This is a genomic window from Ottowia beijingensis (assembly GCF_013423955.1).
Classification (GTDB): domain Bacteria; phylum Pseudomonadota; class Gammaproteobacteria; order Burkholderiales; family Burkholderiaceae_C; genus Ottowia; species Ottowia beijingensis.
The window spans coordinates 3,552,701-3,571,642 of record NZ_JACCKX010000001.1; the positions used below are offsets into that span (position 1 = coordinate 3,552,701).

The following is an 18,942-nucleotide window of genomic DNA, read 5'->3' on the forward strand; positions in this document are numbered from 1 at the left end:
AATCATTGGTCACGACGGCCCGATGCTGCTGCGCATCGGCACCGATGCGGCCTTCGTCACCCACACGCGCGCCGGCTGGCTGGCCTCCGGGCTGCCGGTGTCGGCCCTGCTGAAGCCGCTGCGCACGCCCAGGCTGGTGGAGAGCGTCCGCGCCGAACCGCTCGACCCCGACCACGTCGAGGAGACGGTGCGCCAGCGCTTCGACGGCAAGTTCCACCGCGCGCAGAAGCCGCTGGACGTGATCACCTGGGAGCTGGTGAGCGACGTGATGCGCGACATGAAGCTGCAGCGCCAGGGCGACCTGACGTTCCAGCTGCGGCGCTTTCCCAACTTTCCGATGCTGGCCGGTGTCGGCCCGCTGGACGTGCAGCTGGCCGCCATCTGTGCCCGCATGCCGCAGTCGATCTCGGAGCTGCTGCGCGCGTTTCCGAAGCACGAGCAGGACGTGCTGCGCTTCGTGGTGCTGTGCGTGGTGTCGGGCCTGGCCAAGGTGATTCCGGGCGGGCCGGTGGCGGCCGGCGCCGTGGCGCCGCCGCGCGCGGCGCAGGCCCAGGCGCCGGTGGCCGCGGCGGCGCGCAAGCCCGAGGTGGCGGCGCGGCGCGGCTTCTTCAAATCGCTGATGGACAAGCTGTTCTAATTTTTCGACGCCATGGCCAGTATCTACAAGCTCGTGTTCGCCGGCCCCGTGGGGGCGGGCAAGACCACGGCCATCCAATCCCTGTCGGACATCGAGGTGGTGCGCACCGAGGCCAACGCCTCGGACGACGTGAAGACCCTCAAGAAGACCACCACGGTGGCGATGGACTACGGCCTCATGAAGCTCGCCAGCGGCGACCAGGTGCGGCTGTACGGCACACCGGGGCAGAAGCGCTTCGACTTCATGTGGGACATCCTGACCGAGAACGCGCTCGGCCTGGTGCTGATGCTGCGCGGCAACTCGCCCGACCCGGTGGCCGACCTGCGCACCTACGTGACCGAGTTCCGCGACTTCATCGACCGCACCTCGCTGGTGGTCGGCATCACGCATTCCGACCAGGGCGGCTGGCAGACGCGGCAGATGGTGTCGCGCGAGCTGGTGGCCATGGGCTTGCCGCCGACGGCCATGGACACCGACGCGCGCAGCCGCGCCCACATGGCGACGCTGGTCAAGGCGCTGATCTACGGCATCGATCCGTTCAACAACGCGGAAGAGTGATGAACGAAACCCCTGTCAGCGCCGACGCCCCCGCGGACGACCCGTACCTGGTGCTCACGCCCGCCGGTGCGCTGCACGCCTACGGCGAGCGCGTGCCGGACGAGACCAGCGCCATCCTGCAGACCCTGATGCCGCGCGGCGCCTCGCTGCGCCGCAGCGCCTGGCTGGAACTGGCGCCCGAGCACCGCACCGTGCTGGCGCGCGCGCTGTACGAAGGCTGGGTGCACGAGGTGCAGCGCGAGCTGCGCGCACCCGACGTGCGGCTCGACAACTACCTGCCGCATGCCATTGCCGGGCTGTCCGGCACGCGCACGGCGGCGCTGGCCTCGGACGAGGGCTTCTGCCTGGCGCGCGTGGGCTATTCGGAGGAAGAGGCCGAAACCCTGTGCGTGGTGGCGGCCGATTTCTTCGACTTCGCCAAGCGGCAGAAGCAGCGCGGCTGGACGGGCACCGGCCGCGCCGTGTCGTTCCACGAAGGCATCGACATGCTGCTGCCCACCACCACGCTGATGCTGTTCTGGGTGGATGGCACCGGCTACTGGCTGATCCTGGGCGGTGAGCCGCTGCTCAACAACCGCGCCCTGGTCGAGCTGATCTGGGGCATCCGCACCGCGGGCACCAAGTTCGCGGTGCGCGAGACCACGTCGATCGCCAGCCAGATTCTGTCGATGTAAGCGCCGCTGCCGTGGGCGGTGCGCGGCCTATCTCACTCTGATGATGGGGAGTATCGGTCGCCAGCGCCCGTCTGTCGGGCGCTATCGGCGGCCTATACGGGGAGTATAGGGGTGGGCCGCGTGCGGCAAGCCGGCGAGGCGGCGTCCATCTCGGGCCAGCCCGCGCCCACGATTACCGTGTCAGGCCAGCCGGCCCAGCAGCAGGTACTCCATGAGTGCCTTCTGCACGTGCATTCGATTTTCTGCCTCGTCCCACACCACCGATTGCGGGCCGTCGATGATCTCTGCCGTCACCTCCTCGCCTCGATGCGCGGGCAGGCAGTGCATGAACAGCGCATCGGGCTTGGCGGCGACCATCATCTCGGCGTCGACGCACCAGTCGGCAAAGGCCTTCTTGCGGGCCTCGTTCTCGGCCTCGTAGCCCATCGAGGTCCACACATCGGTGGTCACCAGGTCGGCGCCTTCGCAGGCGCGCATCGGGTCGGCAAAGTTCTGCCAGCCCTTGTTGCCGCCGTTGCCGTCCAGCGCGGCCAGGTTGGTGTCGACCTCGTAGCCGCGCGGGGTGCTCACGCGCAGCTCGAAGCCGAGCAGCGCGGCGGCCTGCGCCCAGGTGTTGGCCATGTTGTTGCCGTCGCCGATCCAGGCCACCACCCGGCCCTGGATCGGGCCGCGGTGCTCGATGTAGGTGAAGATGTCGGCCAGGATCTGGCACGGGTGGTATTCGTTGGTCAGGCCGTTGATGACCGGCACGCGCGAATGGGCGGCGAACTGGTCGATGCGCGCCTGCTCGAAGGTGCGGATCATCACGAGGTCGACCATGCGGCTGATCACGCGTGCCGTGTCCTCGATCGGCTCGCTGCGGCCCAGCTGGCTGTCGCCACTGGTCAGGTTGACCACGCTGCCGCCGAGCTGGTACATGCCGGCCTCGAAGCTCACGCGCGTGCGCGTGCTGGCCTTCTCGAACACCATGGCCAGCGTGCGGTCGCTCAGCGTGTGGTGCTTCTCGTAGGCCTTGAACTTGCGCTTGATCAGCGCCGCGCGCTGGAACAGGTAGGCGTACTCGTCGGCGGTGAAGTCGGCGAACTGCAGGTAGTGCTTGATCGGTGCGGTCATCGGCGCCTCACTCTTTCAGGAAGGCCTCGATCAGCGGCACCAGGATGGCCACGATCTCGTCGGCTTCGGCGGCGGTCAGGATCAGCGGCGGCACCAGGCGCACCACGCTGTCGGCGGTCACGCTGATCAAGAGGCCCGCGTCGGCGCAGCGCTCGGTCAGCACGCCGCACGGCTTACCAGCTCGATGCCCAGCATCAGGCCCTGGCCGCGCACTTCCTTCACGCCGGGGTTGCCGGCCAGCGCCTTCTCCAGCGCACCCTTCAGGTGCGCGCCCACCTTGGCGGCGTTGTCCAGCAGCTTCTCTTCTTCCATGATGCGGATGGTCTCGACCCCCGCGCGCATGGCCAGCGGGTTGCCGCCGAAGGTGGTGCCGTGGTTGCCGGGCTGGAAGATGTGGGCCGCCTTCGGCCCCGCAACGACGGCGCCGATCGGCACGCCCGAGCCCAGGCCCTTGGCCAGCGGCATCACGTCGGGCACGATGCCGGCCCACTGGTGCGCGAACCACTTGCCGGTGCGGCCCATGCCGCACTGCACCTCGTCGATCATCATCAGCCAGTCCTTCTGGTCGCAGAGTTCGCGCACCTGCCTGAGGTACTCCACGCGCATCGGGTTAATGCCGCCTTCGCCCTGGATGGTCTCGAAGAACACGGCCACCACGTTGGGGTTGCCCTCGGTGGCCTTCTTCAGCGCCTCGATGTCGTTCAACGGCACGCGGATGAAGCCCTCGACCAGCGGCTCGAAACCTTTCTGGATCTTGGGGTTGCCGGTGGCGCTGAGCGTGGCGATGCTGCGGCCGTGGAAGGCTTTCTCGTAAACCACGATCTGCGGCTTGTCGATGCCCTTGTCGTGGCCGAACTTGCGCGCCAGCTTCAGCGCGGCCTCGTTGGCCTCCAGCCCGGTGCAGCAGAAGAACACGTTGGTCATGTTGGCCAGCTCGGTCAGCTTCTTGGCCAGCACCTCGGCGTTGGGCACGTGGTAGTAGTTGCTGCCGTGGATGATCTTACCGATCTGTTCCTGCAAGGCCGGCACCAGCTTGGGGTGGTTGTGGCCCAGCGTGTTCACGGCGATGCCGCCCAGCCCGTCCAGGTAGCGCTTGCCGTTGACGTCCCACACACGGCAACCCTGGCCGCGCTCCATGGCGATCGGCAGGCGGGCGTAGGTGTTCATCGTGTGCGGCGAGGCGGCTTCGATGTGTGCGGTCACGGCAGGGCTCCTTGTGTCGCGGAAGGCAAAAAGAATCGGGCCCACGTGGCCCGCTGGCATGGCATTCTAGGGGCTTGGCATGGCAGGTTTCTTGCCGGTTTCGCATCACAGCAATGCCGTGCCGCTGGGCTTCAAGTCTTATATAAGATACAATTTTGCGGCGCCGCAACATGCCACAAGCCAGCGCGGCGCTCTTTGCGCAACCCTCCATGGCGTCCACACCCTCCAGCGATCAGGTCTTCATCCGCGGCATCACGCGCGACGGGCGCGCCTTCCGCCCCAGCGACTGGGCCGAGCGCCTGGCCGGCGTGATGGCCCAGTTCCGCCCCGGCGGGGCGGCGCGGCAGGGCGCGCACATCAGCTATTCGCCCTGGTGCGTGCCCACCACGCTCGACGGCGCCAAGTGCGTGGTGGTGCACCGCGCGCTGCAGGCGCACGAGCCCATGGCCTGGGATTTCGTGATGGACTTCGCCAAGGACAACGAGCTGCAGGTCATCGAGGCCTGCCTGCTGCCTGATGCGCCCGATGCGCCCGCCGGTTCGGCGCCAGGGCAGGGCGCTGCATGATTTCAAGCCAAATCGGCCTCTAGCGCCTGTCCAGTCTGCGCAGACAGCTATCAAATCAGAAGCAATCGCCCACAAAACCGCCCGAAGGCGGTTTTCTGCTTTTTGCCGACAGCGCACCCGTATCAAACGGCGGCGGGGTGTTTGCACGCCCCGCCGGGCTGACCTGAGGTGTCCGTCAGGCGGCGGCTTGGGTGGCCAGGCCCTTGACCTTGGCCGACAGGCGGCTCTTGTCGCGAGCGGCCTTGTTCTTGTGGAAGATGCCCTTGTCGGCGACGCTGTCGACGACCGATTGCATCAGTGCGAAGGCGCTCTTGGCCTTCTCCAAGTCACCGGCCAGAACGGCTTTCTCGACGTTCTTCACGGTGGTGCGGTATTTGGAGCGCAGCGAGGTGTTCGCGGCGTTCAGCTTGACGTTCTGGCGGGCGCGTTTGCGGCCCGATGCCAGGCGGGGGTTCTTTTTCTTCGGCTTTCCAGCGGCCATTGAAGTATTCCTTTAGGTTTGAGGATGTTGTCGGCAGAACCGAGCATTCTACTCGTTGGCGGCACCTTGCGCCACTGGTTACAGGGCCTGGCGCCGCCCCGACTACACTGGCGGCCGCATTCGTGAGCCCTTCGTGAGTCTTTTCAAAGCCGCCTCCACCGTTTCCCTGCTGACCCTGGTCTCGCGCATCACGGGGCTGGTGCGCGATCTGCTGATGGCGTCGGCCTTCGGCGTCAGCGGGCTGACGGACGCCTTCAACGTCGCCTTCCGCATTCCCAACCTGTTGCGGCGCCTGTTTGCCGAAGGGGCATTCAGCCAGGCCTTCGTGCCGGTGCTGGCCTCGGCCAAGGCGCGCGATGGCGACGCCGCCACCAAGCTGCTGATCGACGACGTGGCCACGGCGCTGGTCTGGGTGCTGCTGGCGACCAGCGTGGTGGGCGTGATCGCGGCACCGATCCTGGTCTGGGCGCTGGCCAGCGGGCTGGATGCGAAGAGCTTCGACGCCGGCGTGCTGATGACGCGCTGGATGTTCCCCTACATCGCCTGCATGTCGCTGGTGGCGTTCTCGGCCGGCATTCTGAACACGTGGAAGCACTTTGCCGTGCCCGCGGCCACGCCGGTGCTGCTGAACCTGGCCATGATCGGGGCCGCCTGGCTGGGCGCGCCCTGGTTCGCCTCGATGGGCATCGAGCCGATCTACGCCATGGCGGCGGGGGTGATGCTGGGCGGCATCCTGCAGCTGGGCGTGCAGATTCCGGCGCTGCACCGGCGCGGGCTGCTGCCGCGCATCGGCCTCACCTGGGGCCGGCTGCGCGCCGCTTTGCCGATGCCGGCGTGCGCCAGGTGCTGACGCTGATGCTGCCGGCGCTGCTGGGCGTGGGCGTGGCGCAGCTGTCGCTGCTGATCAACACGCAGATCGCCTCGCACCTGGCGGCGGGCAGCGTGACCTGGGTGTGGTACGCCGACCGGCTGATGGAGTTTCCGACCGCGCTGCTGGGCGTGGCCCTGGGCGTGGTGCTGACGCCGCAGTTGGCCGCCGCCCGCGCCAGCGGCGACGAGGCGCGCTATTCACAGATGCTGGACTGGGGCCTGCGCCTGGTGGTGCTGCTGGCGCTGCCGTGCGCCGCGGCGCTGCTGGCGTTTGCCACGCCGCTGATCGCCACGCTGTTCCACCACGGCCGTTTCGACGCCGGCGACGTGCAGCGCGTGGCGCTGGCGCTGATGGGCTACGGCGTGGGCCTGCTGGGGCTGGTGGCGGTGAAGGTGCTGGCGCCGGGCTATTACGCCAGCCTGGACATCCGCACGCCGGTCAAGATCGCCATTGCGGTGCTGGTCATCACGCAGTGCTTCAACCTGATCCTGGTGCCGCTGCTGCAGCACGCGGCGCTCACGCTGTCGATCGCGCTGGGGGCCATGATCAACGCCTCGTGGCTGCTGATCGGGCTGATCCGCCGCGGCAGCTACCGGCGCAGCGCGGCTGGTCGGTGTTCGGCGCGCAGGTGCTGGGCGCCACGCTGCTGATGAGCGGGTTCCTGGTCTGGGCCACGCGCAGTTTCGACTGGCTGGGCACCGCGGCGCTGCCGCGCGCCGGCCTGCTGGCGGCCATGATCGTGGCGGCGGCGGTGATCTACTTCGGGGCGCTGCTGCTGTCGGGCGTCCAGCTGCGGGCGCTGCTGCGGCGTTGAACCCGCGGGTTCCCCCGAATGGTGGCCCCCGATTGACGGCGCCGGCGCGCCGGCCTAAAAACCGCTCATGAAGTTCGACTTCTCCACCCCCACACCGCTGCAGTACTTCACCACCCTGGTGCGCAGCGACGAGCACCTGCCGCTGCTGGAGGCCGCCGCCAGCCTGGCGCAGGACGAATACCCCGAGCTCGACGTGCAGCAGGTGCTGAGCGACGTCGACCACCTGGCCGCGCGGCTGGCGCGCCGCGTGGCCGAGGGCGCCGGCGCCGTGGACCGGCTGCGGGCGCTCAACCAGCTGTTCTTTGCCGACCTGGGTTTCGGCGGCAACGTCAACGACTACTACAACCCCGACAACAGCTACCTGCACCGCGTGCTGCACACGCGCCGTGGGATCCCCATCTCGCTGGCGGTGCTGTGGCTGGAACTGGCGCAGGGCCTGGGCCTGAACGTGCAGGGCATCGGCTTTCCCGGCCACTTTCTGGTGCAGGTGACGCTGGACGAGGGGCGGGTGGTGATCGATCCGTTCACCGGCCAGTCGCTCGGCCGGGGCGAGTTGCGCGAGCGCATCGAGGAGTTCCACCCGCAGCTGCCCTACACCCCCAGCAGCGACCTGCCGCTGGCGCTGTACCTGCGGCCCACCAGCCCGCGCCAGATCCTCGCGCGCATTCTGCGCAACCTGCAGGACATCCACCGCACGCAGGAGGACTGGCAGCGCTTCGTGCCGGTGCAGGACCGGCTCATCGCGCTGCTGCCCGATGCGTGGACCGAATACCGCGACCGCGGCCTGGCCCTGGCCGAGCTGGGCGAGCGCGCCCGTGCGCGGGCCGATCTGTCGCTGTACCTGCAGGAAGCGGGCGACACCAGCGACCGCGAGGCGATGGCGGACCGGCTGGCAGAGCTGGGGCGCTCGATGTCGTGAGGGCGCTGCGTGGCGCAGCTTGCCGCAGCGGTGGGCTTGGCAAAAATAGGGAGTATGCATCGCCAGCACCCGTCTGGCGGGTGCTGGCGGGCAGGATGATGGGGAGTATATGGCCGCAGCCTGAAGGCCAGCCCGTGCCCGCGGGTCCTTGAGCGCCTCAGCGCCCGCCGTCGCCTACACCCAGCCCGCCGCCTCCAGCTCCTTCTTGGCGTAGGCGTAGAACAGCGGCGCCGCTACCAGCCCGGCGGGGCCGAAGATGGCTTCCATCAGGAGCATCACCGACAGCAGCTCCCACACGCCCATGTGCGTGCGGTGGCCGATCACCTTGGCGTTGATGAAGTATTCCGCCTTGTGGATGGCGATCAAAAACACCAGGCAGGCCAGTGCCACCAGCGGCGACACCGACAGGCCGACCAGCGTCAGCACCGCGTTGCAGATCAGGTTGCCGACGATCGGGATCAGCCCGGCCGCGAAGGTGAGCAGGATCAGCGCCCAGCTGTAGGGCAGCCGATAGCCCCACATGGGCAGGATGGCGAGCAGGAAGATGGCGGTGAGCAGCGTGTTGAACAGCGCGATGAAGAACTGCGCCACCACGATCTGGCGGAAGGTCTCGCCAAAGCGCGTGAGGCGCTGGTGCAGCTGCGCCGCCAGCGGTTTGAGCAGGATCACCGAGGGCCGCGCCGCCGCCAGCGCGCCGATCAGCAGCCCGACGAAGGCGAACAGCAGGCCCGACAGCCAGGCGCGCCCGGTGGTGGCCAGCGTGCCGGCCTTGCTGGCCAGGTAGGTGGCGATGGCGCGCTGCACGTCCTCGGCGCCGCGCGGCAGCTGGGCGGCGATGTCGGGCGGTAGCTTGTCGCTCAGCTCCATCACGGTGCGGGCCAGAAAGCCCAGCAGCTCGCGGTAGGTCTCGGGCGCATCCAGCACCACGCCGCGTGCGCGCGGCACCATGAAGGCGATCAGCACCACCGGCACCAGCGCCACCAGCGTGGCCGCCAGCTGCGGCGCCTGGCGATCGGCCGAGCGCGTGAGCAGCCCCAGCCGCGGGCTGAGCCAGCGCGTGGCCAGAAAGCCCAGGCACACGCACAGCAGGCCCGGCAGCAGGCCCTGCCACATCACCAGCAGCAGCGTGGCCACGATCAGCACATGGCTGGCCACCGTGGCGGCGGCTTCGCGGAACTCGGAGCGGGCGGAGGGCAAGGTCGCGTGGGCAGAGGGGTTCGGTCGGGCCGCTTCAGGCCACGGTCACGGCGGCGCCCGTGCCGCGCGGGGCGATGCGGCCGATCTCGAACACCTGCTCGCCCGCCGCGCGCAGGGTGGCGGCGCAGGCTTCGGCCTCGCTGGCGGCGATGACCACCACCATGCCGATGCCGTTGTTGAAGGTGCGGTTCATCTCGGTGTCGTCGATACCGGCGGTCTGCTGCAGCCAGGCGAACAGCTCGCTCTGCGGCCAGCTGCTCTTGCGCAGGTGCGCGGCCAGGCCGTCGGGCAGCACGCGGGGATGTTCTCCAGCAGGCCGCCGCCGGTGATGTGGGCCAGCGCCTTGATGCCGCCCGGCGAGGCGGCATCCGCCGAATGCGGGTGCTGCTGCAGCGCGGCCAGCACGTTCTTCACGTAGATGCGGGTGGGCTGCATCACCGCCTGGCGGAACGGCTGGCCGTCCAGCGTGGCGGGCAGGGCGTTGCCGGCGCGCTCGATGCACTTGCGCACCAGGCTGAAGCCGTTGCTGTGCACGCCGCTCGATGCCAGGCCCAGCACCACGTCGCCTTCGGCCACATCGCGCCCGGTGAGGATCTTCGACTTCTCGACCGCGCCGACGCAAAACCCGCCAGGTCGTACTCGCCCGGCGGGTACATGCCGGGCATCTCGGCCGTCTCGCCGCCGATCAGCGCGCAGCCGGCCAGCTCGCAGCCGCGGGCGATGCCGCCCACCACGGCGGCGGCGGTGTCCACATCCAGCTTGCCGCAGGCGAAGTAGTCGAGGAAGAACAGCGGCTCGGCGCCCTGCACCAGCACGTCGTTCACGCTCATGGCCACCAGGTCGATGCCAACGGTGTCGTGCATGTTCCACTCGAAGGCCAGGCGCAGCTTGGTGCCCACGCCGTCGGTGCCGCTGACCAGCACCGGCTCCTTGTATTTCTTGGGGATTTCGAACAGGGCGCCAAAGCCGCCCAGGCCCGACAGCACGCCCTCGCGCATCGTCTTCTTGGCCAGCGGCTTGATGCGCTCGACCAGCGCGTCGCCCGCGTCGATGTCGACGCCGGCGTCCTTGTAGCTCAGGGGGTGGTGGGGGAGGCGGAAGAACTCATGGACGCGCGGCAGAAAGGTGCAAACGGCGCCCCCATGGGGCACCGGCTTAAAATCGAGGCCTTGATTCTAGGCGCAGCATTCCCCTTGTTTCCCTTTTTCATCGCGTTGCGCAGGCCTCGAGCCCGCTGTGCTGGCCAGACCCGTGTGGGCCACGGCTGTGGTGTCAGGAAGCGCGTGAAACAAATTGCCCTGGACATCGGCCTGGCGCCCGAGCCCACGCTGGACGGCTTTCTGGCCGGGCGCAACGCGCAGGCCGTGCAGCACCTGCGGCTGTGGAGCGAAAGCGCCACGCGCTCGCCCGTGCCGACCTACCTGTGGGGCCCGCCCGGCGCGGGCAAGACGCACCTGCTGCGCGCCGCGCGCCAGGCGCTGCTGGCGCAGGGCGCTGCGGTGGGCTGGCTGGACGCCGATGCGCCGCAGCGTGGCGCCTTCAGCGAGCAGTGGGACGCCGTGCTGCTGGACGACGTGCACCTGTACGGCGCCGAGCTGCAGCACACCGCGTTCAACTGGTTCGTCAACGCCGTGGCGCCCGCCAGCGGCCGGCCGCGCGCCGTGCTGGCGGCGGGCGAGTTGCCGCCGGCCGACCTGCCGTTGCGCGAGGACCTGCGCACGCGGCTGGGCTGGGGCCATGTGTTCGAGCTGCAGGTGCTGCCCGAAACCGAGATGCGCGCCGTGCTGCGCCGCGCCGCCGACGCGCGCGGCGTGTTCCTGTCGGACGAGGTGATGAACTTCGTGCTGGGGCGTTTCTCGCGCGATCTGGGCAGCCTGATGCAGTTGCTGGACCACCTGGACCGCTATGCGCTGGAGACGCAGCGCGCGATCACGATTCCGCTGATCAAGTCGATGCTACATAATGAGTAGCTGTTTGCGCAATATGCACGGGCGCTGGAGCCCGATTTGACCATGAAACTGGCCCTCTTCGACCTTGACCACACGCTGATCCCCATCGACTCGGATCACGCCTGGGGCGAGTTCGCCACCCGCATCGGCTGGGCCGACGCGGGCGAGTTCAAGCGCCGCAACGACGCCTTCTACGAGCAGTACAAGGCCGGCACGCTGGACATCCACGACTACATCCGCTTCACCACCGAGCCGGTGCGCCGCCACGGCGCCAGCGCGTCGGCGCAGGCGCATGCGCGCTTCATGCGCGAAGTGATCGCGCCCGCCATCCGGCCCGAGGCGCGCGCCCTGGTCGAGCAGCACCGCCAGGCGGGCGACCAATTGGCCATCGTCACCGCCACCAACGAGTTCGTCACCCGGCCCATCGCGCACAGCTTCGGCATCGACGAGCTGATCGCCGTAAACCTGGCGCGCGGCCCCGGCGGCTGGTACACGGGCGAGATCGCCGGCACGCCATCCTTCCGCGAAGGCAAGGTGACGCGCGTGGCCGAATGGCTGGCCGCGCGCGGGCGCAGCTTCGGCGATGTCGAGATCACGTTCTATTCCGACTCGCGCAACGACCTGCCGCTGCTGGAGAAGGCGCACATTCCCGTGGCCACCAACCCCGACGCGCACCTGCGCGCCGTCGCGCAGCAGCGCGGCTGGCGCATCCTTGACCTTTTCGAACAACAACAATGATCAAGAAATTCATCGGCAAGCTGATCGACAAGGCCACCGGCAACGGCAATGGCCGCAAGCGCTTCGGCAAGCGGGCCGAGATCGGCCCCGACGGCCACGGCATCAACCCCGCGCTGGTCGACGAGCGCGCCGCCAACGTGGTGCGCACGCTCAAGGAAGCGGGCTACGAGGCCTACATCGTCGGCGGCGCCGTGCGCGACTTGCTGCTGGGGCTGAAGCCCAAGGACTTCGACGTCGCCACCAATGCCACGCCCGAGCAGGTCAAGGGGCTGTTCCGCCGCGCCTTCATCATCGGCCGGCGCTTTCGCATCGTGCACGTGGTGTTCGGGCGCGGGCGCGAGCACGAGGTGATCGAGGTCTCCACCTTCCGCGCCTACATGGACAACGCCACCGCCGAGGCCGTGTTCGGCAACGAGCGCAGCGCCAAGGGCCAGCTGGCGGGCATGAAGCACGCCGTGGATGCCAGCGGCCGCGTGCTGCGCGACAACGTCTGGGGCTCGCAGGAGGAAGACGCCGCGCGGCGCGACTTCAGCGTCAACGCCATGTACTACGACCCGGAATCGCGCGTCGTGGTCGACTACCACAATGGCCTGCAGGACGCGCACAAGAAGCGCCTGCGCATGATCGGCGACGCCGCCACGCGCTACCGCGAAGACCCGGTGCGCATCATCCGCGCCGTGCGCTTCGGCGCCAAGCTGTCGGCGCTGGGCTTCAAGCTGGAGCCCAAGACCGCCCGGCCGCTGGTCGAGGCCCGCGCGCTGCTGGCCGAGGTGCCGCAAAGCCGCCTGTTCGACGAAATGCTCAAGCTGCTGCAGACCGGCCACGCCGTGGCCAGCGTCGACCAACTGCGCGCGCTGGGGCTGGCCACGGGCATCTACCCGCTGCTCGACCTGGTGGTGGAGCGCGCCGACCACGCCTTCGTGAAAGCCGCGCTGCTCGACACCGACCGCCGCGTGGGCGAGGGCAAGCCGGTGGCGCCGTCGTTTCTGCTGGCCTGCGTGCTGTGGCAGGACGTGCGCGACGGCTGGAATGCGCGGCTGGAGAAGGGCGAACACCCGTTCCCGGCGCTGCAGGACGCCATCGACGAAGTCTTCAACGCCCGCGTGGGCGATGTGTCGGGCCGCGGCAAGCTGGGCGCCGACATGCGCGAGATCTGGATGATGCAGCCGCGCTTTGAAAAGCGCAGCGGCAACACGCCGTTCAGCATGGTCGAGCAGCCGCGCTTTCGCGCCGGCTTCGACTTCCTGCGTCTGCGCGCCGACGTGGGCGAGATCGACGAGATGCTGGCCGACTGGTGGCAGGCCTTCAGCCTGGCCGACGACGGCGAGCGCGAAAGCCTGGTGCGCGAGTTGCGCGCCGAGCAGCAGCGTGCCAAGAAGCAGCAGCCGCGCGTGCACCGCGTGCCCAAGGGGGCGCTGGATGCTCCCAAAACAGAAGCTGCTGGCGCAGATGGCGAGGGCGCTGAAGACCAGTTGGGCACTGAACCGGCGGCACCCGCAAAGAAGCGCCGCCGGCGTCGCCGCAAGCCCTCGGGCGCGGGCGGCGGCGCGTCGGCACCGGCGCCCGACAGCAGCGATTGACCGGCCACCGCCGCCATGCCCGCCGCGCGCGCGCCCGTCACCGCCTACGTGGCGCTGGGCGCCAACCTGGGCGATGCACGGGCGGCCGTCCTTGGGGCCATGGACGCGCTGGATCAAGTGCGCGCAACCCAGGTGACGGCCCGCTCAGGCCTGTACCGCAGCGCGCCGGTCGACGCCAGCGGGCCGGACTACGTCAACGCCGTGGTGCAGGTCTGCACCCGATTGCCGGCACCCGAACTGCTGGCCGCGCTGCAACAACTGGAGCAGGCCGCCGGCCGCGAACGCCCGTACCACCATGCGCCGCGCACGCTGGATCTGGACCTGCTGCTGTACGGCGACGCGCGCATCGACAGCCCGCGCCTCACCGTGCCGCATCCGCGCATGATGGGGCGGGCCTTCGTGCTGCGGCCGCTGGCCGAGATCGCTCCGCAGCATGTGCCGGCCGAAGCGCTGGCGGCGGTCGCCAACCAGCGGCTGCAGCGCCTGGACAATAGAAACGGCAGCTGACCGGGCTGACCCGGCCGCGCTTGCGGCTACAGTGCGGCGCCGTCATTCCCGCGCTGGAGCCGCCACCATGACCTTTCTCCAGAACCTGCCCATCCCGCTGCAGACCGTGCTGCTGCTCACGCTCAGCAACGTGTTCATGACCTTCGCCTGGTACGGGCATCTGAAGAACCTGGCCACGGCGCCGTGGTACGTGGCGGCCCTCATCAGCTGGGGCATCGCGCTGTTCGAGTACCTGCTGCAGGTGCCGGCCAACCGCATCGGGCACCAGCAGTTCAGCGTCGGGCAGCTCAAGATCATGCAGGAGGTGATCACGCTCGCGGTGTTCGTGCCGTTCGCGTTGATCTACCTCAAGGAGCCGCTGAAACTGGACTACCTGTGGGCCGCACTGTGCATGGTGGGTGCGGTGTATTTCATCTTTCGCGCGCCTTGATGTGGGGGCCGGCGCTCGGCCCGGCGTGGCCGGCAGCGGGCTTGGCGAGTGGGCAATCTGCTTGCCCGCTGGTTTGGGTGATAGGGAGTATCTGCCTCTAGCGACCGAAATATAAGCGCCAGCGGATTGCATATAGGGAGTATGCAAGAAATGTTCTGCGGCTGTGCCGGTGCCGCCGGTGCCGGCGACGGCATCTGCCGCAGTGGCTGAGGCGCAACGCGTCAGTGGCGCGACAAGTGCCGATGGTTACACTCAGATGAATGTCATGAAGTATTCATATTTCTGACGTCAGCCATTCACCGAGAGGGAGTTCCGCCGCATGCTGTTCAGCAAACTGTTGCCCAAGGAGGGCAATTTTTTGAGCTGTTCAACCAGCACGCCGACCGCATCGTCGAGGCCGCGGTGGCCTTCGAGCGGCTGGTGGACAACTACGCCGACGTGCCCGCGCGCGCCCGGCACAACCAGGAAGTCGACGACGCCGAGCGCGCCGCCGACCGCGTGACGGCCGAGGTCAACCGCCTCATCCACACCACCTTCATCACGCCCATCGACCGCGAGCAGATCCACGGCCTGATCAACCTGATGGACGACGTGGCCGACCTGTTGCAGGACGCGGCCGAGACCATGGCGCTGTACGACATCGACCACCTGACGGACGAGATCAAGCGCCTGACCGACCTGGCTGTGAAGTGCTGCCAGCGCGTGCAGGCGGCGGTGCGCCTGCTGGGCAAGGTGACCGAGCAGAACGTGGCCGAGGCCACGCTGAAGACCTGCGACGAGATCGATCAGCTCGAATCCGACGCCGACCGCGTGATGCGCAGCGCCATGAGCAAGCTGTTCCGCGAGGAAGAGGACGTGCGCGAGCTGATCAAGCTGCGCGCCATCTACGAGCTGCTGGAGACCGTGACCGACAAGTGCGAGGCCGTGGCCACGCAGATCGAAGGCATCGTGCTCGAGAACTCCTGAGGAGGGCGGGGCCATGGAAACCGCACAAGCCGCCCTCTGGATCGTGGTGATGCTGGTCGTGCTGGCGATCGCGTTCGACTTCATGAACGGCTTTCACGACGCTGCCAACTCGATCGCCACCGTTGTCTCCACCGGGGTGCTGCGGCCGGTGCACGCGGTGGTGTTCGCCGCGTTCTTCAACTTCATCGCCATCTTCATCTTCCACCTCAGCGTGGCGGCCACGGTGGGCAAGGGCATCGTGCAGCCGGGCGTGGTGGACACGCACGTGGTGTTCGGCGCGCTGGTGGGCGCCATCAGCTGGAACCTGCTCACCTGGTACTACGGCATTCCCAGCAGCTCGTCGCACGCGCTCATCGGCGGCATCGTGGGCGCGGTGATCGCCAAGGCCGGCGTGGGGCAGCTCATCGCCAGCGGCATCGTCAAGACGGTGGCCTTCATCTTCGTGTCGCCCTTTCTGGGCTATCTGCTCGGCTCGCTGATGATGGTGGCGGTGGCGTGGCTGTTTCGGCGCACGCGGCCGGGGCGGGTGGACAAGTGGTTCCGCCGCCTGCAGCTGGTGAGTGCCGGCGCCTACAGCCTGGGCCACGGCGGCAACGACGCGCAGAAGACCATCGGCATCATCTGGATGCTGCTGATCGCCACCGGCTACACCGCCGCCAGCGACGCCGCGCCGCCGCTGTGGGTGATCGTGAGCTGCTACGTGGCGATTGCCGTGGGCACCATGTTCGGCGGCTGGCGCATCGTCAAGACCATGGGGCAGAAGATCACCAAGCTGAAACCCGTGGGCGGCTTCTGCGCCGAGACGGGCGGGGCGCTGACGCTGTTCATCGCCACCGGGCTGGGCATTCCGGTGTCGACCACGCACACCATCACCGGCGCCATCGTCGGCGTGGGCTCCACCCAGCGCGCCTCGGCCGTGCGCTGGGGCGTGGCGGGCAACATCGTGTGGGCGTGGATTCTGACCATTCCGGCCAGTGCGCTGGTGGCGGCGCTGGGGTACTGGGTCAGCCTGGTGCTGTTCTGAGTGGCGCGCGGGGCGCGGCTGTTTATCAGGCGAATCAGGCGATAGCCATTTGGCGCCGGATGGAAGTATCAAGAAAAGTAGCTGCTTGCGCCCGGTGCTTGGGCGCAAACGCCTTTTTCATCAACAAGAAAATTCCCGAAGTCCCCCTGTCATCCAGGCCCGCCTTCCGGCGGCGCTCGGCGCCCGACGCGCTACTGCGACATCTTGCGCCCTTCCTCGATCTGGTATTCGAAGTAGCGCTGGAAGCTGAACGCCAGCGAGGCCATCAGCACCGCCGTGCCCACCAGCAGCGACACGGACATGCCGATCACGGTGAACCAATTGGTCTGGCCCGGCGCGGCCTCGGGGTCGAGCTGCGGGTTGAAGCGGGCGTTCCACTTCTCGGGCGTCATCAGGCCGTAGATGATGGCCATCAGCGCGCAGGCGGCGATGGTGAAGCCCAGCATCGGAATCAGCAGCCAGCTCCACTGGTCGTCCTGGCCGAAGCGCTGCACGCGCTCGACGCCGTACAGGCCCAGCGCGGTCGGAATCGGCAGCATCCAGCCCAGCAGGTCGCCGAAGCCCTTCAGGTAGAAGCGGTGCAGGCCCAGCGGCCCGCCGAGGAAGGTGAGCCAGGTGGCCAGGGTCTTGTTCTTGGGGCGCGTCATGCAGCGGTGTCCTCGGGTGGGGTGGTGGCGCCGGGGCCAAGCGGTTTTTCCATCAGCACGATGTCCAGCCAGCGGCCGAACTTCCAGCCGCAGGCGGCAATGGTGCCGACTTGGCTGAAGCCCAGGCTGCGGTGCAGGCCGATGGAGCCCGCGTTGGCCGAGTCGCCGATGACGGCGATCAGCTTGCGCACGCCGGCGCTTTCGGCCTGGCGCGCCAGCTCGGCCAGCAGGGCGCGGCCCAGGCCGCGGCGCTGCACATCAGGGTGCAGGTAGATCGAATCCTCGGCCGAGAAGCGGTAGGCCGCGCGCGGCTTGAACCAGTTGCAGTAGGCCAGGCCGACCACGCGGCCGGCTTCCTCGGCCACCAGCCAGGGCAGGCCGCGCGCCAGCACGTCGCGGCGGCGCTGGGCCACGTCGGCCTCGGTGGGCGGCTCGGTCTCGAAGGTGCCGGTGCCGTGCAGCACGTGGTGGGCGTAGAGGGCGGTGATGGCGGCCACGTCGGCATCGCGGCTGGGGCGGATCAGGGGCATGTGAGCGGTGGCAAGTGCAGTCCTGCGGCGCCCGAAACGGCGCCACGGGGCGGAAAAGCAACGGCTGCGGCGGCCTGCAGCGCCCTGGGAGGGCGTTGCAGCCGTGCAGCCAAGCTATAATCATAGGCTTTTCGATGTGTCGCTGGCCGGGTGGCCATGTCGCGTGTCTCAACATCGGAAGAACCCAGGTGCCGGCAGTCTTCAACATCGGCACCGCGTCACCACCCACAGGATTCGAACACATCATGGTCGTTATTCGTCTTTCGCGCGGCGGCGCCAAGGCCCGTCCCTTCTTCAACATCGTCGTTGCCGACAAGCGCGTGCGCCGCGATGGCCGCTTCATCGAGCGCATCGGCTTCTACAACCCCACCGCCACCGGCGCCGCCGAAGGCCTGCGCATCGCCCAGGACCGCCTGAACCACTGGCTCAGCGTGGGCGCCCAGCCGTCGCCCACCGTGCAGCGCCTGGTCAAGCAGGCCGCCAAGGCCGCGCCCGCCACGGCCTAAACCGCCCCCGTGAGGGGACTGCCGCCAGCGGCCGGGCCAAGCCGCTCCGCGGCGGCCCCGGATGGCCTGCTCCGCGGCCGTCGGTACGGCAGAATCCAGTCTTCCACGGTGAAGCGACTCAGCCGAAACATATGACGAACCCCTTTTGGAGCCGGCGGAGCTGCCGGCGGACGCGGTCGAAGTCGGCCGCGTGCTGGACGCCTGGGGCATCAAGGGCTGGTTCAAGATCCTGCCCTACAGCGCCTCGCCCGAGGCGCTTTTTCTTCCAAGCGCTGGTTCCTGCAGCCTGCCGAACGCGGTGCCAAGAACTCGTTCGACGGTACGGTGCTGCTCAAGATCAAGCAAGCCCGGGACCACGCCGACACGGTGGTCGCCAGCGCGCAGGACATCCCCGACCGCACCGCCGCCGAAGGCCTGAAGGGCGCGCGCATCTTCATCGCCCGTTCGTCCTTTCCCACGCCGGAAGAGGGCGAGTACTACTGGGTCGACCTGATCGGCCTGGCGGTCGTCAACCGCGAGGGCGTGGCGCTGGGCACGGTGACCGACCTGATGGCCACCGGCCCGCAGCAGGTGCTGGTGATCGGCCATGAAGAAGGCGGCAAGCCGCAGGAACGCATGATTCCGTTCGTCGACGCCTACGTTGACGATGTGGACCTGGCGGCCAGGCGCATCACGGTGGATTGGCAGCCCGACTACTGACGCGGGCGCAGCCAGTCGCGCGCTTCAGCGCGGCGTGACTTGCACGAAGATCTCGTTCGGCTTGACCATGCCCAGCTCGATGCGGGCGCGCTCCTCGACCATCCCCAGGCCGGCACGCAGGTCTTCCACCTCGGACGCCAACTGCTCGTTCACCAGGCGGGCCTGTGCGTTGGCGGTCTTCTGCTGGTCCAGCTTGCGCTGCAGCGCCGCCACGTTGGGCAGGCTGCCACGCCCCACCCACAGCTGCGCGTGGATGATCACCAGCAGCACGATCAGGACGGCTGGGACGATGCGGTTGACCATGGTGGGCGAGGAAGGCTGATGAAGCGGTGC

At 68.5% G+C, this 18,942-nt stretch carries 19 protein-coding genes and 5 pseudogenes; 15 read left to right on the top strand and 9 right to left on the bottom strand.

Annotated elements, in window-relative coordinates; translation table 11 throughout:
* Window positions 1–22: 22 nt before the first annotated feature.
* From H0I39_RS17575 to H0I39_RS17585, 3 genes are read left to right on the top strand one after another with little or no spacing between them, the layout of a single operon-like run.
* Entirely contained in the window at window positions 23–637 is a 615-nt protein-coding gene (locus tag H0I39_RS17575; protein WP_180551337.1) for a hypothetical protein, read from the top strand.
* A 12-nt stretch (window positions 638–649) separates the two neighbouring features.
* Window positions 650–1,195 (top strand): GTP-binding protein, encoded by a 546-nt coding sequence (locus H0I39_RS17580; RefSeq protein ID WP_180551338.1) that lies wholly within the window; start codon window positions 650–652, stop codon window positions 1,193–1,195.
* Window positions 1,195–1,869, top strand: a complete 675-nt coding sequence (locus tag H0I39_RS17585) for a hypothetical protein (protein WP_180551339.1) — start codon at window positions 1,195–1,197, stop codon at window positions 1,867–1,869. The genes H0I39_RS17580 and H0I39_RS17585 overlap by 1 nt, the downstream gene beginning before the upstream one ends.
* Window positions 1,870–2,049: 180 nt before the next feature.
* Here H0I39_RS17585 and argF read toward each other — a convergent pair whose 3' ends face one another.
* Complete coding sequence (argF, locus tag H0I39_RS17590) at window positions 2,050–2,982, bottom strand: ornithine carbamoyltransferase (RefSeq protein WP_180551340.1); 933 nt, start codon at window positions 2,980–2,982, stop codon at window positions 2,050–2,052.
* A gap of 7 nt (window positions 2,983–2,989) precedes the next feature.
* Window positions 2,990–4,185, bottom strand: a pseudogene (locus H0I39_RS17595) (aspartate aminotransferase family protein).
* Between the two features lie 209 nt (window positions 4,186–4,394).
* Between H0I39_RS17595 and H0I39_RS17600 the strand changes: the two are divergent.
* On the top strand, window positions 4,395–4,751 hold the full coding sequence (locus H0I39_RS17600; RefSeq protein ID WP_180551341.1) for a DUF3579 domain-containing protein: 357 nt from the start codon (window positions 4,395–4,397) through the stop codon (window positions 4,749–4,751).
* Window positions 4,752–4,926: 175 nt separating this feature from the next.
* On the opposite strand, the gene rpsT is transcribed toward H0I39_RS17600, so the two are convergent.
* The gene (gene rpsT, locus H0I39_RS17605; protein WP_180551342.1) at window positions 4,927–5,232 is read right to left on the bottom strand and encodes a 30S ribosomal protein S20; all 306 of its coding nucleotides are present in this window, start codon (window positions 5,230–5,232) and stop codon (window positions 4,927–4,929) included.
* Between the two features lie 133 nt (window positions 5,233–5,365).
* Here rpsT and murJ point away from each other — a divergent pair.
* Window positions 5,366–6,917, top strand: a pseudogene (gene murJ, locus H0I39_RS17610) (murein biosynthesis integral membrane protein MurJ).
* Between the two features lie 67 nt (window positions 6,918–6,984).
* Window positions 6,985–7,836, top strand: a complete 852-nt coding sequence (locus H0I39_RS17615) for a SirB1 family protein (RefSeq protein WP_180551343.1) — start codon at window positions 6,985–6,987, stop codon at window positions 7,834–7,836.
* 174 nt (window positions 7,837–8,010) lie between these two features.
* Here H0I39_RS17615 and H0I39_RS17620 read toward each other — a convergent pair whose 3' ends face one another.
* The 3 genes and pseudogenes from H0I39_RS17620 to H0I39_RS24290 all read right to left on the bottom strand — a co-directional run bounded on the left by H0I39_RS17620 (window position 8,011) and on the right by H0I39_RS24290 (window position 10,184).
* Complete coding sequence (locus H0I39_RS17620; RefSeq protein ID WP_257645868.1) at window positions 8,011–9,033, bottom strand: AI-2E family transporter; 1,023 nt, start codon at window positions 9,031–9,033, stop codon at window positions 8,011–8,013.
* A 34-nt stretch (window positions 9,034–9,067) separates the two neighbouring features.
* Window positions 9,068–9,567 (bottom strand): annotated as a pseudogene (locus tag H0I39_RS24285) (AIR synthase-related protein).
* Window positions 9,468–10,184 carry a phosphoribosylformylglycinamidine cyclo-ligase gene (locus H0I39_RS24290; RefSeq protein ID WP_373368315.1) on the bottom strand — a complete coding sequence of 239 codons (717 nt, stop codon included), beginning with the start codon at window positions 10,182–10,184 and terminating at the stop codon, window positions 9,468–9,470. Before H0I39_RS24290 ends, H0I39_RS24285 begins: the two are co-directional and overlap by 100 nt.
* A gap of 132 nt (window positions 10,185–10,316) precedes the next feature.
* On the opposite strand from H0I39_RS24290, the gene hda reads away from it, so the two are divergent.
* The 7 genes and pseudogenes from hda (at window position 10,317) to H0I39_RS17660 (ending at window position 16,227) form a co-directional block, all read left to right on the top strand.
* The gene (gene hda / locus H0I39_RS17630; protein WP_180551344.1) at window positions 10,317–11,003 is read left to right on the top strand and encodes a DnaA regulatory inactivator Hda; all 687 of its coding nucleotides are present in this window, start codon (window positions 10,317–10,319) and stop codon (window positions 11,001–11,003) included.
* 42 nt (window positions 11,004–11,045) lie between these two features.
* On the top strand, window positions 11,046–11,720 hold the full coding sequence (locus H0I39_RS17635; RefSeq protein WP_180551345.1) for a histidinol-phosphatase: 675 nt from the start codon (window positions 11,046–11,048) through the stop codon (window positions 11,718–11,720).
* Window positions 11,717–13,300, top strand: coding sequence for a polynucleotide adenylyltransferase PcnB (gene pcnB / locus H0I39_RS17640; RefSeq protein ID WP_180551346.1), 1,584 nt, complete (start codon window positions 11,717–11,719; stop codon window positions 13,298–13,300). Before H0I39_RS17635 ends, pcnB begins: the two co-directional genes overlap by 4 nt.
* 15 nt (window positions 13,301–13,315) lie before the next feature.
* On the top strand, window positions 13,316–13,807 hold the full coding sequence (folK, locus tag H0I39_RS17645; protein ID WP_180551347.1) for a 2-amino-4-hydroxy-6-hydroxymethyldihydropteridine diphosphokinase: 492 nt from the start codon (window positions 13,316–13,318) through the stop codon (window positions 13,805–13,807).
* A gap of 67 nt (window positions 13,808–13,874) precedes the next feature.
* On the top strand, window positions 13,875–14,237 hold the full coding sequence (locus tag H0I39_RS17650) for a DMT family protein (protein WP_180551348.1): 363 nt from the start codon (window positions 13,875–13,877) through the stop codon (window positions 14,235–14,237).
* Window positions 14,238–14,556: 319 nt separating this feature from the next.
* Window positions 14,557–15,203, top strand: a pseudogene (locus tag H0I39_RS17655) (DUF47 domain-containing protein).
* A 13-nt stretch (window positions 15,204–15,216) separates the two neighbouring features.
* Window positions 15,217–16,227, top strand: coding sequence for an inorganic phosphate transporter (locus tag H0I39_RS17660; RefSeq protein ID WP_180551349.1), 1,011 nt, complete (start codon window positions 15,217–15,219; stop codon window positions 16,225–16,227).
* A gap of 191 nt (window positions 16,228–16,418) precedes the next feature.
* Here the strand turns inward: H0I39_RS17660 and H0I39_RS17665 are convergent, their stop codons facing one another.
* Both H0I39_RS17665 and H0I39_RS17670 read right to left on the bottom strand, forming a co-directional pair.
* Window positions 16,419–16,874 carry a TM2 domain-containing protein gene (locus H0I39_RS17665; RefSeq protein ID WP_180551350.1) on the bottom strand — a complete coding sequence of 152 codons (456 nt, stop codon included), beginning with the start codon at window positions 16,872–16,874 and terminating at the stop codon, window positions 16,419–16,421.
* Window positions 16,871–17,404, bottom strand: coding sequence for a GNAT family N-acetyltransferase (locus H0I39_RS17670; RefSeq protein WP_180551351.1), 534 nt, complete (start codon window positions 17,402–17,404; stop codon window positions 16,871–16,873). The genes H0I39_RS17665 and H0I39_RS17670 overlap by 4 nt, the downstream gene beginning before the upstream one ends.
* A 245-nt stretch (window positions 17,405–17,649) precedes the next feature.
* Between H0I39_RS17670 and rpsP the strand changes: the two genes are divergently transcribed.
* Together rpsP and rimM are read left to right on the top strand one after the other, a co-directional pair.
* Complete coding sequence (gene rpsP, locus H0I39_RS17675) at window positions 17,650–17,910, top strand: 30S ribosomal protein S16 (protein WP_180551352.1); 261 nt, start codon at window positions 17,650–17,652, stop codon at window positions 17,908–17,910.
* A gap of 145 nt (window positions 17,911–18,055) precedes the next feature.
* Window positions 18,056–18,609, top strand: a pseudogene (gene rimM / locus H0I39_RS17680) (ribosome maturation factor RimM).
* A 24-nt stretch (window positions 18,610–18,633) separates the two neighbouring features.
* Here the strand turns inward: rimM and H0I39_RS17685 are convergent.
* Entirely contained in the window at window positions 18,634–18,912 is a 279-nt protein-coding gene (locus tag H0I39_RS17685; RefSeq protein ID WP_180551353.1) for a septum formation initiator family protein, read from the bottom strand.
* Window positions 18,913–18,942 lie beyond the last annotated feature (30 nt).

What these genes read in the sequence shown, in the direction of transcription:
- H0I39_RS17580 (WP_180551338.1), top strand. Translation starts at nt 650, where the DNA reads ATGGCCAGTATCTACAAGCTCGTGTTCGCCGGCCCCGTGGGGGCGGGC.
- rpsP (WP_180551352.1), top strand. Translation starts at nt 17,650, where the DNA reads ATGGTCGTTATTCGTCTTTCGCGCGGCGGCGCCAAGGCCCGTCCCTTC.
- folK (WP_180551347.1), top strand. Translation starts at nt 13,316, where the DNA reads ATGCCCGCCGCGCGCGCGCCCGTCACCGCCTACGTGGCGCTGGGCGCC.
- H0I39_RS17670 (WP_180551351.1), bottom strand. Translation starts at nt 17,404, where the DNA reads ATGCCCCTGATCCGCCCCAGCCGCGATGCCGACGTGGCCGCCATCACC.
- H0I39_RS17650 (WP_180551348.1), top strand. Translation starts at nt 13,875, where the DNA reads ATGACCTTTCTCCAGAACCTGCCCATCCCGCTGCAGACCGTGCTGCTG.
- H0I39_RS17685 (WP_180551353.1), bottom strand. Translation starts at nt 18,912, where the DNA reads ATGGTCAACCGCATCGTCCCAGCCGTCCTGATCGTGCTGCTGGTGATC.
- rpsT (WP_180551342.1), bottom strand. Translation starts at nt 5,232, where the DNA reads ATGGCCGCTGGAAAGCCGAAGAAAAAGAACCCCCGCCTGGCATCGGGC.
- H0I39_RS17615 (WP_180551343.1), top strand. Translation starts at nt 6,985, where the DNA reads ATGAAGTTCGACTTCTCCACCCCCACACCGCTGCAGTACTTCACCACC.
- H0I39_RS17600 (WP_180551341.1), top strand. Translation starts at nt 4,395, where the DNA reads ATGGCGTCCACACCCTCCAGCGATCAGGTCTTCATCCGCGGCATCACG.
- H0I39_RS17585 (WP_180551339.1), top strand. Translation starts at nt 1,195, where the DNA reads ATGAACGAAACCCCTGTCAGCGCCGACGCCCCCGCGGACGACCCGTAC.
- H0I39_RS17665 (WP_180551350.1), bottom strand. Translation starts at nt 16,874, where the DNA reads ATGACGCGCCCCAAGAACAAGACCCTGGCCACCTGGCTCACCTTCCTC.
- H0I39_RS17575 (WP_180551337.1), top strand. Translation starts at nt 23, where the DNA reads ATGCTGCTGCGCATCGGCACCGATGCGGCCTTCGTCACCCACACGCGC.
- pcnB (WP_180551346.1), top strand. Translation starts at nt 11,717, where the DNA reads ATGATCAAGAAATTCATCGGCAAGCTGATCGACAAGGCCACCGGCAAC.
- argF (WP_180551340.1), bottom strand. Translation starts at nt 2,982, where the DNA reads ATGACCGCACCGATCAAGCACTACCTGCAGTTCGCCGACTTCACCGCC.
- H0I39_RS17660 (WP_180551349.1), top strand. Translation starts at nt 15,217, where the DNA reads ATGGAAACCGCACAAGCCGCCCTCTGGATCGTGGTGATGCTGGTCGTG.
- H0I39_RS17635 (WP_180551345.1), top strand. Translation starts at nt 11,046, where the DNA reads ATGAAACTGGCCCTCTTCGACCTTGACCACACGCTGATCCCCATCGAC.